The sequence below is a fragment of the Sphingomonas sp. DC5200-1 genome, from assembly GCF_049897245.1.
Taxonomy (GTDB): domain Bacteria; phylum Pseudomonadota; class Alphaproteobacteria; order Sphingomonadales; family Sphingomonadaceae; genus Sphingomonas; species Sphingomonas aquatilis.
This window is the reverse complement of record NZ_JAFCVW010000003.1, coordinates 299,805-312,405: the sequence shown is the minus strand read 5'-3', so window position 1 is coordinate 312,405 and position 12,601 is coordinate 299,805. Positions and strand designations below refer to the sequence as shown.

Annotated in this window: 10 protein-coding genes; 2 read left to right on the top strand and 8 right to left on the bottom strand. The window is 70.0% G+C overall.

Translation table 11 applies throughout. From position 1 onward, the window contains the following. Window positions 1-6: 6 nt before the first annotated feature. Window positions 7-312, bottom strand: a complete 306-nt coding sequence (locus ACP7A3_RS07675) for a hypothetical protein (protein WP_286165152.1) — start codon at window positions 310-312, stop codon at window positions 7-9. Between the two features lie 121 nt (window positions 313-433). Here ACP7A3_RS07675 and ACP7A3_RS07670 point away from each other — a divergent pair, with 121 nt between their 5' ends. Beyond that, window positions 434-2,212 (top strand): ABC-F family ATP-binding cassette domain-containing protein, encoded by a 1,779-nt coding sequence (locus ACP7A3_RS07670; RefSeq protein ID WP_426256223.1) that lies wholly within the window; start codon window positions 434-436, stop codon window positions 2,210-2,212. A 376-nt stretch (window positions 2,213-2,588) separates the two neighbouring features. Here the strand turns inward: ACP7A3_RS07670 and ACP7A3_RS07665 are convergent, their stop codons facing one another. Genes ACP7A3_RS07665 through ACP7A3_RS07645 form a run of 5 tightly spaced genes read right to left on the bottom strand, consistent with a single transcriptional unit; the run spans window position 2,589 to window position 10,225 of the window. Next, window positions 2,589-3,407, bottom strand: a complete 819-nt coding sequence (locus tag ACP7A3_RS07665; RefSeq protein ID WP_043060301.1) for a DUF815 domain-containing protein — start codon at window positions 3,405-3,407, stop codon at window positions 2,589-2,591. Window positions 3,408-3,447: 40 nt separating this feature from the next. Then, window positions 3,448-5,445, bottom strand: a complete 1,998-nt coding sequence (locus ACP7A3_RS07660) for a tetratricopeptide repeat protein (protein WP_426256224.1) — start codon at window positions 5,443-5,445, stop codon at window positions 3,448-3,450. Continuing rightward, on the bottom strand, window positions 5,438-6,796 hold the full coding sequence (gene prsR, locus ACP7A3_RS07655; protein ID WP_426256225.1) for a PEP-CTERM-box response regulator transcription factor: 1,359 nt from the start codon (window positions 6,794-6,796) through the stop codon (window positions 5,438-5,440). The genes ACP7A3_RS07660 and prsR overlap by 8 nt, the downstream gene beginning before the upstream one ends. After that, complete coding sequence (prsK, locus tag ACP7A3_RS07650; protein ID WP_426256226.1) at window positions 6,793-8,826, bottom strand: XrtA/PEP-CTERM system histidine kinase PrsK; 2,034 nt, start codon at window positions 8,824-8,826, stop codon at window positions 6,793-6,795. Before prsK ends, prsR begins: the two co-directional genes overlap by 4 nt. A gap of 10 nt (window positions 8,827-8,836) precedes the next feature. Beyond that, a complete protein-coding gene (locus ACP7A3_RS07645) occupies window positions 8,837-10,225 on the bottom strand; it encodes a TIGR03013 family XrtA/PEP-CTERM system glycosyltransferase (protein ID WP_426256227.1) in 1,389 nt (462 codons plus the stop codon). Window positions 10,226-10,384: 159 nt separating this feature from the next. Between ACP7A3_RS07645 and ACP7A3_RS07640 the strand changes: the two genes are divergently transcribed. After that, window positions 10,385-11,422: a mannose-1-phosphate guanylyltransferase/mannose-6-phosphate isomerase gene (locus tag ACP7A3_RS07640; protein WP_426256228.1), complete on the top strand. Its 1,038-nt coding sequence runs from the start codon at window positions 10,385-10,387 to the stop codon at window positions 11,420-11,422. An 18-nt stretch (window positions 11,423-11,440) separates the two neighbouring features. Here ACP7A3_RS07640 and ACP7A3_RS07635 read toward each other — a convergent pair whose 3' ends face one another. Beyond that, the gene (locus ACP7A3_RS07635) at window positions 11,441-11,902 is read right to left on the bottom strand and encodes a DUF3429 domain-containing protein (protein WP_426256229.1); all 462 of its coding nucleotides are present in this window, start codon (window positions 11,900-11,902) and stop codon (window positions 11,441-11,443) included. A gap of 39 nt (window positions 11,903-11,941) precedes the next feature. Further along, entirely contained in the window at window positions 11,942-12,505 is a 564-nt protein-coding gene (locus ACP7A3_RS07630) for a Uma2 family endonuclease (RefSeq protein WP_426256230.1), read from the bottom strand. Window positions 12,506-12,601 lie beyond the last annotated feature (96 nt).

The following is a 12,601-nucleotide window of genomic DNA, read 5'->3' as shown; positions in this document are numbered from 1 at the left end:
CCCTCTTTATCTTCCGGTCCGGCCGATGATCTGGCCCGAGCGGCCATCGACATCGACCCATACCACGACGCCATCGCGCATGAACTTGAGCGTGTAAACCGAGCTGCCGAAATCGAGGTCGAAGCCCAGATATTCATAGCCCTTCATCGTCGGGATCACCCGCGCCTCGATCGCGCGCGGCGACAGCATCTCGCCCTTGCGGCGGGCGTCATAGGCGCGTTCCTGGTCGCTGCGACGCTGGTCAGGCGCCTGCGCGAACGCGGGCACCGGCGCGGCCAGGGCAAGGAGCAACACGGGCAGAACCATCTTCATGACGCCTTGCATAAGCGGGAGGCATTGAACACCCTGTGAATGACACGGTTGCATACCATTCAGGCACAGCCACTCGCCACGCTTGCCGGGACACGCGCCGCCGCCTACCTGCGGGCGCATCATGGCTGCCCCCATTCTCGCTTACGAAGACCTTGGCGTTATCCAGGGCCACGGCTGGCTGTTCCGCCACCTCGACATCCATATCGGCGCACGCGACCGGCTGGCGCTGATCGGGCGCAACGGCGCGGGCAAGACGACGCTGCTGAAGCTGATCGCCGGCGCGATCGACGCCGACGAGGGGCGGCGCGTGATCGTACCGGGCACGCGCGTGGTGCTGCTGGAGCAGGAGCCGAGCCTGGCGGGCTGCGCCACCCTGGCCGACTACGTGCTTCGCGGGGACGATGCGCCCCTGCCCCATGAGGCGGAGGCGATCGCCGACCAATTGGGTATCGACCTTGGCCGAGAGGCGGCGTCCGCGTCGGGTGGCGAGCGGCGGCGCGCGGCGATCGTGCGCGCGCTGGCGCAGGACCCCGACGTGCTGCTGCTCGACGAGCCGACCAACCACCTCGATATCGCCGCGATCGACTGGCTGGAGGACTGGCTGGGCCGGTTCAAGGGCGCGTTCGTCGTCATCAGCCACGACCGCACCTTCCTGACGCGCCTGACCAGGCAGACCTTGTGGATGGATCGCGGGTCGATCCGCCGCGCCGAAATCGGCTTCGGCGGGTTCGAGGCATGGACCGAGCAGGTCTATGCCGAGGAAGAGCGCAACGCGCAGCGGCTCGATGCCAAGCTGAAGATCGAGGAGCATTGGCTGCAGCGCGGCGTCACCGGGCGGCGGCGGCGCAACCAGGGGCGGCTTGCGAAGCTGAAGGAGATGCGCGCCGAACGCGCGGCGATGATCGGGCCGCAGGGGGCGGCGAACCTCGCGACGGCGGCGGACGACAGCAAGACCAAGGTCGTGATCGACGTGAAGCATGCGTCGAAAAGCTTCGGTGAGCGTGCGATCATCAAGGACCTCACCCTGCGAGTCACGCGCGGCGACCGGATCGGCATCGTCGGGCGCAATGGGGCGGGCAAGACGACGCTCCTGAAGCTGCTGACCGGCGAGATGGCGCCAGACGAGGGCGAGGTGAAGCTTGCCAAGACGCTGGACGGCATCGTCATCGACCAGCAGCGCAGCCTGATGGCGCCGACCAAGACGGTGCGCGAGGTGCTGGCCGACGGTGGCGACTGGATCGACGTGCTGGGCGTGCGCAAGCACATCCACGGCTATCTGAAGGAGTTCCTGTTCGATCCGTCGCTGGCGGAGGCAAAGGTCGGGACGCTGTCGGGCGGCGAGCGGTCGCGCCTGCTGCTGGCGCGCGAGTTTGCGCGTGAATCGAACCTGTTGGTGCTCGACGAGCCGACCAACGACCTCGACCTCGAAACGCTCGACCTGTTGCAGGAGGTGATCGCCGATTATGCGGGGACGGTGCTGATCGTCAGCCACGATCGCGACTTCCTGGACCGCACAGTGACGGTGACGCTGGGGCTCGACGGATCGGGGACGGTCGACGTGGTCGCGGGTGGATATGAGGATTGGGAGCGGCAGCGGAAGACGCCGGTGGCGGCGGCGAAGAAGGCCGCGCCCAAGCCGGTCGCGGCCGCGCCGGTGCAGGCGAAGACGAAGCTCAGCTACAAGGACCAGCGCGATTACGACCAGCTCCCCGCGCGGATCGAGGCGCTGGATGCGGCGATCGCACGCGACGAGGCGGCGATGGCGGACCCGGCGCTCTACACGCGCGATCCCAAGCGCTTCGCTGCACTGAGCGCGGCGATCGAGGCGGCGCGGGCCGAGAAGGACACGGCGGAGATGCGCTGGCTGGAACTGGCGGAGCAGGTCGAGGGGATGGGGTGAGCGCGCTGCCGGCGACAGGTGAGGGTAGGTGCGGGACGGCTGGTGGCAGTCGGTGACCGTTCCGCACCCACCCTCACCCTTCCCACCGCTAACGCGGCGGGCCCCTTCCCTCTCCCAGAGGGAGAGGGCGATACAGGCTGCGCCCCAGACGCGCCGACGCAGTTGCAGGAGCCGCAGCGGTAGCGGTTCTGGATTCCCGCCTTCGCGGGAATGACGGTTTTTATGAAAGGCGGCCTCTCCTCTTTCGTCATCCCGGCGGAGGCCGGGATCCATGGGTGCGGGCGGCTTGTGGGTCGCGTGCCCTCGCCTGCGTCACCGTGTCCGTGGATCCCGGCGTTCGCCGGGATGACGAAGGGCAGGGGCGTCGGTCTTCGGATTAAGGCAGGCTCCGCCCCAGGCGGCCGGCGACTTCGGTGACATATTGCCATGCCACGCGGCCCGAGCGGCTGCCGCGGCGGGTGGCCCAGTTGATCGCCTCGGCCGCGTCGAAGGGCAGGTCGTAACGGGCGGCGTAGCCGGCGACGATCGCGCAATAGCCGTCCTGGTCGAGCGCGTGGAAGCCGAGGCTGAGGCCGAAGCGGTCGGCGAGCGCGAGCTGGTCGTCGATGCTGTCGCGCGGGTTGATCGCGCTGCTCTGCTCCTCGATGTCACGCGGCATCAGGTGGCGGCGGTTGGCGGTCACCAGCAGGCGGACGTTGGCCGGGCGCGCCTCTGCGCCGCCTTCGAGCAGCGAGCGCAGGATGCGGCCTTCCGCAGGCGCTTCGACGCCGAGGTCGTCGAGGAACAGCGCGAAGGCGCGGGGGACGCTGGCGAGGCGGGCGAAGAGTTGCGGCAGCGTGTCGAGCGCCGCGACCTCGACCAGCGCGATGCCGCCGCCCTCGGCCTGCACCGCGCCGACCGCGGCCTTCACCAACGCCGACTTGCCGGTGCCGCGCGCGCCCCACAGCAGCACGTCCTGCGCCGCGGCGCCGGCCGCGAGGCGGCGTAAATTCTCGATCAGCGCGGACTTCTGCTTGTCGATACCGACCAGCAATTCGGGCGGCAGCGGCGCGAAAGCGCGGGCGGCGACCAGCACGTCGCCTCGCCAGACATACGCGGGGTGCGCGGCGGGGTCGGCGCCCGGCGGCGGCGGGGGCGACAGGCGGTCGAGGGCCGCGGCGATACGCAGCAGCGGGTCGGTGGCGGGATCGGCCATGGCGTGCGTCATGGCGTGGCCGGCCGCCGCGCGCAAGCGATCAGCGGGCGAGCGCTCGGGCATGTGCGGCGAGGCGCGGGTCGCCGGGGGCGAGCGCCAGCGCCTTGGCCGCGAGCTGGCGCGCGCCGGCAAGGTCGCCGTCCGCGGCAAGGGCGAGCGCATAGGCGTCGCACACGCCGGGGTTCATCGGCGACAGCGCATAGGCCGCGCGGGCGTAGCGGCGGGCGACGGCGCCGTCGTCGGTGGCGGCATAGCCGCGCGCGAGATCGGCGAGCAGCGCGGCGTCGCGGTTGCCGGCGATGCGGCGCACCGCTTCCAGCGTCTCGATACCGGCATCGGCTTCGCCAGTCTCGATCTGAAGGCGGCCGCGCAGGCCTTGCGCGGTCAGGTTCTGAGGATTCTGTTCGAGGAACAGCGACAGCGCCGCCGCCGCCTGTTCGGGGCGGCCCGCGCGACCCCAGGCGTCGACCAGCCGCAGCATCGTCGCCTCGTCGAACGACAGGCTGGCGGCGCGGGCATAAACGGGCGCGGCCTCGGCATAGCGGCCCGCGGCGGCGAGCGTATCGCCGAGCGCGAGCTGGGCGGGCGGCGCGCCGGGGCTTTGCGCGACCAGCACGCGCGCCTGGGCGATGGCGCCCGCGGTGTCGCCGGCGGAGAGCTGGCCGCGGATCACCTCGATCAGCGCATGCGGCTCGCCGGGATCGCCCGCAGCTGCGGCGCGCAGCGTGCCAACGGTGTCGTCGCTGGCGAAGCCGCCCGCGCTGTCGGTGGCGCCGCGGGCCGCGCGGTCGAGCAATTGCCCGGCGGTCAGGCGATCGCTGCGCGCTTCATAGGCGCGGGCGGCGAGCGTCAGCGTATAGGCGTCGGCGTCGCGGCGCTGAATTGCCGGGCCCAGCCAGTCAAGCGCGCCAGCGGGATCGCCCGCGCGCAGCATCGCGCCGCCGAGCAGGCGGCGGACGACCAGATTGGCAGGCTGCGCCTCGGCGAGCCGGCGCCAAGTGCCGGTCGCGCCCTCGTACCGGCCGGCCTGGAGATCGGCGCCACCGTCGAGCAGCATCGCCCCCGGCGTGGCGGCGAGCGCGCCGCCGGCATGGTAGAGCATCGCGCGGGCGAGGCCCGGTTTGCCCGCGCGTGCGGCGAGCACGGCTTGCAGATACAGCGCCTGCGGATGGCCCGGCCGGGCGGCGAGCGCCGCGCGGGCGGCATCGAGCAGGTCGGCGTTGTGCCCCAGCTCGCCCAGCGTCGCGGCATAGCCGATCAGCGCGGGCGTATAATAAGCATCGCGCTGCAACGCCGCTTCGAACCAGGGCAATGCGGCGGTGAGGCCGTAGCGGGTGCGCACCACCTCCGCCTGCAAGGTCAGCGGGCCGGGATCGCCGGGGGCGAGCCGCACCGCGCGCGCCGCCGCCTGCGTGGCGCCGGTGAGTTCGCCGGCATCGAGGCGGATGCGGCCGAAGTCCATCACCGCCAGCACGTCATCGGGGTGCGCGGCGATCCAGTCGGTCAGCAGTCGCGCGCCTTCACCGGCATCGCCGCCGAGCGCGGTGGCGCGCGCCCGCGCGCGGACCGCGTCGCCATCGTTCGCCACGGCCTGGTCGGCGCGGTCGAGCGCACCCTGCGGATCGCCCTGCAACAGCCGCGCCTGCGCTTGCAGGCCGGCGAGCGCCGCCGCCGGTTCGCCGAGCTTGCCGGCGCGCGCCAATGTGCCCTCCGCCGCGGCGCCCTCGCCCAGCCGCAGATAGCTGCGCGCGAGCAGCAGCATCGCGGGACGTGACACGGAGTCGCCGGCCAGCGCGGCGAGCGCGTGATTGCGTGCGGCGCTGAAATTGCCGAGGCCGAAGGCGGTGCGTGCATCGGCGAGTGCCTCGGCCGGTGCGGGGCGGGCATGCGGACGCAGCGCCAGTGCGGCCGCGGCGATCAGCACGAGGAGGAGCACCCCGAGCGCAACCGCGCGGGCGCGGGTGAACGCCGGCAGCCGGAGCCGCATCCCGCGCCGCCGCCGGCGACGGCGCAGCATCGGATAGCGCGGATCAGCCATGCAGGTCGTAGCTCTTCAGGAGGTCGTACAGCGTCGGGCGACTGATCCCGAGCAACCGCGACGCACCGGAGATGTTGCCGCCCGCCTGCGCCAGCGCCTGGCGGATCGCCTGCCGATCGGCCGCCTCGCGTGCGGTGCGCAGGTTGAGCGGCAGGCCATCATCGGACGCGGCGACGAGATCGAGGTCGGCGGCAGTGACCAGCTTGCCGTCCGCCATGATGACGGCGCGCTTGATGCGGTTTTCGAGCTCGCGGACGTTGCCGGGCCAGCCCCATGCCTCGATCGCGGCGAGTGCATCGGGGGCGAGGCCGGTGACCGGCAGCTTCATCACCGCGGCATGGCGGTGGACGAGCGCGCGGGCGAGCAGTGCGGCATCGCCCGGCCGTTCGGCGAGCGCGGGAATGCGCACCACGATTTCGGCGAGGCGGTAATAGAGGTCGTCGCGGAAGCTGCCGTCGGCGACCATCGCATCGACATCGCGGTGCGTGGCGCAGACGATGCGCGTGTCGACGGGGATCGGTTTGCGCCCGCCGATGCGTTCGATGACACGCTCTTGCAGGAAGCGCAGCAATTTGACCTGGAGCGGCAGCGGTACGTCGCCGATTTCGTCGAGGAACAGGGTGCCGCCGGCGGCCTGTTCGATCTTGCCGGGCGTCGTCTTCACCGCGCCGGTGAACGCACCCTTTTCGTGGCCGAACAATTCGCTTTCGAGCAGAGTTTCGGGGATGGCGGCGCAGTTGATCGCGACGAAGGCACCGGCGCGCCGCGGCGAGGCCTGATGCAGCCCACGCGCCAGCAGTTCCTTGCCGGTGCCGCTGGCGCCGAGCAGCATGACCGAGACGTCAGCCGGCGCGACGCGTTCGACGGTGCGCACCACCTTCGCCATCGCATCCGAGGCGTAGATCAGGCCGCCGAATCCGGCGTGACCGGTATCCCGCGCGGCGAGGCGACGGTTTTCCGCCTCGAGCCCATGGACGTGGAAGGCGCGCGCGACGATCAGGCCCAGCGCGTCGATGTCGATCGGCTTGGCGTAAAAGTCCCAGGCCCCCAGCGCGATGGCGTCCAGCGCGCTCGCGCGCGCGCCATGGCCGGAGGCGACGATGATCTTGGTGTCGGGCTTGAGCGCCAGCATCTCCGCTAGCGTCGCGAAGCCTTCGCTGGTGCCGTCGGGATCGGGCGGCAGGCCGAGGTCGAGCGTGACGACGGCGGGTTCGTGCAGGCGCAGCGCATCGATCGCCTCGGCCCGGGTGGCGGCGGTGACGATCTCATAGCCTTCATAGGCCCAGCGCAACTGGCGTTGCAGCGCGAGGTCGTCCTCGACGACGAGCAGGACGGGCCGCACCTCGGTCATGCCGCTGCCTCCAGCGCCGTCGCGGCCGGCAGCGTGACGCGGAAGCGGGTGCCGGCGCCTTCGCGGCTGGTAACGGTCAGCGTGCCGCCCATCGCGCTCGCCAGTTCGCGCGCCTCATAGGCGCCGAGGCCGAAGCCATCGGGCTTGGACGAGGCGAAGGCGCGGAACAATTGGTCGCGGATGAAGGCAGCGCTCATCCCGCAGCCCTGATCGACCACGTCGATCTCGACACGCGCGCCCTCCGTCGTGATCGCGATCGCGATCGGGGCGTCGGCGGGCGAGGCCTCGACGGCGTTCTGGAGCAGGTGCCCGAGCAATTGTTCGAGCCGCCCGGGCTGCGCGAGCGCCGTCCCCTGCCCTGCGACTTCGATGACATGCTGCGCGCGGCGGGCGCCAGCCAGGCGTGCGGCGAGCACGGCGACGTCGACCGGCTGTAGCGGTTCGGGCAGACTGCGATGATGCTGCGACAGGCGGGCGAGCAGCGCGTTCATGCGGGCGGCGGAATCCTTGAGGGTTTCGACCATGTCGGCGCGGAAGGCGGGATTGTCGGCATGCCGCTCCGCATTGCGCGCGACGAGACTGAGCCCGCTGACCATGTTCTTGATATCGTGGAGGATGAAGGCGAAGCGTCGATTGAATTCGTCGAAGCGCGCGGCATCGGCGAGCGCGGCATGCGCGCGATCCTCGGCAAGGTAGCTCGCCGCCTGCCGCCCGGCGACGCGGAGCAGATCGAGGTCCTCCCAGTCGAGCGCGCGGTCCACCGCCGGGCGGGCCAGCAGGATCGCCCCGATCAGGCTGGTGCCGTGCAACAGGGGCACGAGCGCCCAGGCCTCGTCCTGCGTACACATCCATGCCGGGACCGCCGCGCCCTCGCCCCCCGGCGCGTCGCCGCGGCGAACCTGGTCGAGCGCGACGATGCGGCCGGTCGCGGCCAGATAGGTGCAAAGCGCGGTGTCGCCCGCTGCCGCTTCGGGCGGGTGTTCGGGCCAGTGCCAGGCTGCGCCTGCCTCAAGGGCCATGCCGGCGGGTATCAGCAGCAGGCCGGCAGGCGATCCGGTCAGCTCCGCCATCGCACGGACGATGCGGCGGTCGAGCGGGTCGGCGCCCTCGCCCGGCGATCCCAAAGTGGCGGTGAAGCGCTGCCATTCGGCGCGATAGTCGTAGCGGTGGTCGAAGAAATGCTTGGCGACCTTCACCTTGGTCCAGGCGCGCAGCCAGGGCGTCGACAGCAAGGTCATCAGCGCGGTGGTCGCGCCGAGCACGATGGCGGTCTGCGCCACGCGCGCGGCATCGCCCGCGTACCGGCCAGCGACCTGCGTCGCGAGCAACGTCGCGCCGACATAGGCGGCGATCGCGGTCGCGACGAACAGCCGCATCGCGACGTCGTGCGACAGCGACAGGCCGCGCCGGTCGGCCTGCAACGGCACCGCGAGGAACACGGTGGCGACGGTCAGGGCAAAGCCGCGGACCACGACCACCGCGGGCGACGCGCCCCAGCCCCAGTCTGCCGCGGCGACGAGCAGGTCGAGGCCCCAGATGGTGGCGATCGCCGCCGCGATCAGCACGATCCGCCCGCGTTCTCGCTCGCGCCCCACGAAGGCGAGCTGGTGGACGAGGATCAGCCCGCCGACCGCCGCCAGCATGCGCGCGATCAGCCGCAGGTCGGCGAGCGTCGCCAGCGTCGTCGCCGCGAACGGCAGCGTTTCGAGCAATGCGCACCCGATCGCCAGCGCGCTGACCGTCGCGGTCGCCGCGTAGAGCGCATACACCGCCGCCACGCCGGCGCCGGTCCGCCGGACCAGTACCAGCATAGCCGCCAGCCAGATGAGGTTGCGCAACGACTGCACGACGCGCGTCACGAGGTCCGCTTCGCCGATCCCCGCCACCGCCAGCGCCCACAGCGCCGTCACCGCCAGCGCCGCGACCAGCATGCGACTGTGCAGGCCGACCGCCGCCGCCCGACGCGACCAGGCGAGCGTCAATGCCGCAAAACCGAGCGCGGCAAGCGCATGCCCCCAGAGGATCAGCATCACCATGATGCTAGCGCGCGCCCGACGGCCACAGGATCACGCGCAACGTCTGCAACAGGATCAGCAGGTCGAGGAACGGCGAATAATTCTTGGCATAATAGAGGTCGTATTCGAGCTTGTGGCGCGCATCCTCGATCGAAGCGCCATAGGGATAGTTGATCTGCGCCCAGCCGGTAATGCCGGGCTTCACCATATGCCGCTCGGCATAATAAGGCAGCTGCTGTTCGAGCTGCGCGACGAATTGCGGACGTTCGGGGCGCGGGCCGACGAAGCTCATCTCGCCCTTCAGCACCGACCAGGCCTGCGGCAGCTCGTCGATCCGCACCTTGCGAATGATGCGGCCGATGCGGGTGATGCGGGGATCGTCCTTCTCCGCCCAGACCGCGTGCCCCGGCACCTCGGCATCCTGGCGCATCGAGCGCAGCTTCAGAATGTCGAAGCCCTGATTGTACAGGCCGACGCGGCGCTGGCGGTAAAAGGCGGGGCCCTTCGATTCGAGGCGGATCGCCACCGCGGTCAGCAGGATGATCGGAAGTGTGAAGGCGAGCAACATCAGACTGGCAATGACGTCGAAGGCGCGCTTGAAGGCGCTCGACACCATGCGGCCCGAGGCGAAACCGTCCGAAAAGATCAACCACGACGGGTTGACCGAGCGGAGATCGATCCGCCCCGTCTCGCGTTCGAGGAAGCTGGAGATATTGGTAACGGCGACGCCCGTGGTGCGGACGCGCAGCAGGTCCTGCAGCGGCAGCGCGTTGCGACGTTCCTCCAACGCCAGCACCACCTCGGCGACCTGGTGGTCGAGGACGTGCGCGGCGAGATTGGGGATGGCGCCGCGCGGGATTGCGTCGGGCACCACCGTCTCGCCATCGCGCATCGCGATGAAGCCGGCGACGATGACGTTGGCGCCGGGCTGCTGCGCCAGTTCGCGGATCCGGTTCGCCTGCGCGCCCGCCCCCAGCACGAGGATGCGCCGCTTGAGCAGGTCTCCCCCCACGAGACGCCCGACGACGCCGCGTACGATTACTAGCAACACCGCCGCGATCAGCGTCGCATAGGCGAGGTTCGACCGCCACAGCGCGAGCGGCGGGATCAGGAAGAACAGAATCGACAGGCACGATACGCCGATCAGCAGCGCCACCGCCAGCCGTGCCGCCGCAAAGCGGAGCGACAGGAGCGAGGCGACGCCATAGGCGCCGACCGCAATCAGTGCGACCTGCAAGGCGAAGGCGAAGGACAGCAATTGCGGCAGGCGCGTCGTGATCGGATCGACGTGCATGCCGATCTGATAGGCGCGCAGCACCCAGCCGAGTTCGCCGGCCAGCACCAGCAACAGCGCGTCGACCAGGCCGAGCAACAGCACGACATGCGGCACGTAATGCTTGAACAGGCGGATCATGCCCGGCTCCTCCGACGCCGTCCTGTAAGCTTTTCCGACAGGCTGTCAGCGGCGTCGCAGAAAAATACGAAGAAAGCTTGAACAAGCGGCGAGGATTATCGTTACGTTTCCGGTCTTTTCTGGCTTAGGAAGAGACTTCCTAGGAGTTTCCTGACCTATATGACGATCGTTCCTGTGATCCTTTCGGGAGGATCGGGCACCCGGCTGTGGCCGATGTCGCGCCCCGAAATGCCCAAGCAGCTGCTGCCGCTGACGGCGGACGAGACGATGCTGCAGCTGACCGCGCGACGGGCGCATGGCGAGGCGTTCGCAGCGCCGATCGTCGTCGCCAATGCGCGGCATGCCGATGCGATCGACGAACAGCTCGCCGCCGCCGACGCCAAACCGCAGGCGGTGATCCTGGAGCCGGTCGGCCGCAACACCGCGCCGGCGATCGCGCTCGCCGCGCTGGCGGCGGGGGCGGAGGACGCGCTGCTCGTCATGCCGTCCGATCACGTCATCGCGGATGTCGAGGCGTTTCGCGCCGCGGTGGACGCCGCGATGCCGATGGTCGCGGAGGGCTGGCTGGTGACGTTCGGGATCGCGCCCGATGCGCCGGAAACCGGCTATGGCTGGATCCAGGTCGGCGACCAACTGGCCGAAGGGGTGCATCGCGTCGCGCGATTCGTCGAAAAACCGCCGCGCGACCGTGCCGAGGCGATGCTGGCGGCGGGCGACCATGTGTGGAACGGCGGCATCTTCCTGTTCCGCGCAGACATGTTCCTGGGCGCGCTGGCGGCGCATGCCCCGGCGATCCTGACCGCGGCGCAGACGGCGATGCGGCAGGCCAGACGCGAGGGCGTGCGGGTCTATCCGGATGCGGACGCATTCGGGGCGTCGCCGTCGGATTCGATCGACTATGCGGTGATGGAACGCGCCGATCGCGTCGCGGTGGTGCCGGTGGCTATGGGCTGGAGCGACGTCGGCAGCTGGGACGCGCTGCTTGCGATCAGCCCCTGCGACGAGCGTGGCAACCACCATCGCGGCGAGGTGCTGGCGATCGACACGAACAATTGCCTGATCCGATCAGACGGCGTCCGCATCTCGGCGGTGGGCGTCAGCGACCTGATTGTGGTGGCGTGCGGCAACGACGTAATGATCGTGCCGCGCGGTCGCAGCCAGGACGTCAAGAAACTGATCGAGGCGATGCAGAAGTAAGCGGAGCCAGCCGGGCCGTCAGGTGATGACGGCCCGGGCAAACAGCGCGGCGATCCCCGCCGCGCCGATCAACAGCTGGCGCAGCCGCAGCGCCGCGAAATAAGCGGGTGCGTTGCCGGCGATCGCAGCGCGGCGATCGAGAAAGCCCGCGGCGACATAGCCGACGAGCAGCAGCAGCAGCGCCGTCGACGCCTGTTCGACGACGAGCGCCAGACCGGCGAGTGTGAAATAGGCGATGCAGGTCGCGATCTCGACCGGCTTCGACGCGCCCGGATTACCGAAGCCGAAGCCGCGCCGCACCCCGGCGATGAAGGCGAGGATCAACGCACCCCAGATGATCCCGAGATGCGTCGCCCAGAATGGCCAGGGCGGCGGCAGCAGCCATGCGCCGATCCCGGCAGCGACCAGCGGCAGCATCGGTCCGTAGCCGAGGATGGCACCGTCAGCGGGAATGTCGGTACGGGTCGCGTCGTGGTTCATGGCCGGCGTAACGAGCGGGCGGCGATGGGGTTGCTGGGGTCAGTCCCGAGCAAAGATTTCTGTGTGCGGGATGGTCAGGTCGAGCGCCGGCAGCATGACGTCGTGGGGCTGGGCGAACAGGTCGTCACGCCATGACTGGGGGCCGAGGCGCTGGATGACGCGGGCCGTTTCCGCTTCGGGATCGACGAAGACGATTGTGTCGAGCGACGGCAGGTGGCGATACTGGCCGAGTTTCGCGGTTTCGTCGAAGCGGCCGGTCGAGCCTGAACAGACTTCGATTATAACGATCGGGTTAGTGAGGACGCGCGGCACCTCACGACAGTGAGTAGCGGAGCTGTCGTAACAGACGCTGACATCCGGGCAGCGGACGTCGGTATCCGTGACACGGACGCCTGTGTCGAAACCGTAAGGCCGACGGTCGGTCCCACGAAGCTTGCTGTGCAAGTACGTCAGGACGTTGCTGCTGATCTTCGCTTGGGCGGGAGTGCGGTCGTTACGTCTGCGGATGATGCCGTGGACCAATTCGCATTTGAGGTGTTCGGGGAAGCCGAACTGGGCAAACGCCCCGGCCGTGATCGGATCATAGGAGGATGCGTACTCCATAGCCCGAGCGTACCACCACTATGGGGTCAAACAAAGGGCCGGAGGATTGCGCCCCCGGCCCCTGTTTTGCTTGGCGGGCAGCGGCGGAGCCGCTGC

Bases quoted from the DNA above. Each gene is read 5' to 3' on its own strand.
- ACP7A3_RS07670 (WP_426256223.1), top strand. From the start codon at position 434: ATGGCTGCCCCCATTCTCGCTTACGAAGACCTTGGCGTTATCCAGGGC.
- ACP7A3_RS07640 (WP_426256228.1), top strand. From the start codon at position 10,385: ATGACGATCGTTCCTGTGATCCTTTCGGGAGGATCGGGCACCCGGCTG.
- ACP7A3_RS07630 (WP_426256230.1), bottom strand. From the start codon at position 12,505: ATGGAGTACGCATCCTCCTATGATCCGATCACGGCCGGGGCGTTTGCC.
- prsR (WP_426256225.1), bottom strand. From the start codon at position 6,796: ATGACCGAGGTGCGGCCCGTCCTGCTCGTCGTCGAGGACGACCTCGCG.
- prsK (WP_426256226.1), bottom strand. From the start codon at position 8,826: ATGCTGATCCTCTGGGGGCATGCGCTTGCCGCGCTCGGTTTTGCGGCA.
- ACP7A3_RS07635 (WP_426256229.1), bottom strand. From the start codon at position 11,902: ATGAACCACGACGCGACCCGTACCGACATTCCCGCTGACGGTGCCATC.
- ACP7A3_RS07645 (WP_426256227.1), bottom strand. From the start codon at position 10,225: ATGATCCGCCTGTTCAAGCATTACGTGCCGCATGTCGTGCTGTTGCTC.
- ACP7A3_RS07660 (WP_426256224.1), bottom strand. From the start codon at position 5,445: ATGGCTGATCCGCGCTATCCGATGCTGCGCCGTCGCCGGCGGCGGCGC.
- ACP7A3_RS07665 (WP_043060301.1), bottom strand. From the start codon at position 3,407: ATGGCCGATCCCGCCACCGACCCGCTGCTGCGTATCGCCGCGGCCCTC.
- ACP7A3_RS07675 (WP_286165152.1), bottom strand. From the start codon at position 312: ATGAAGATGGTTCTGCCCGTGTTGCTCCTTGCCCTGGCCGCGCCGGTG.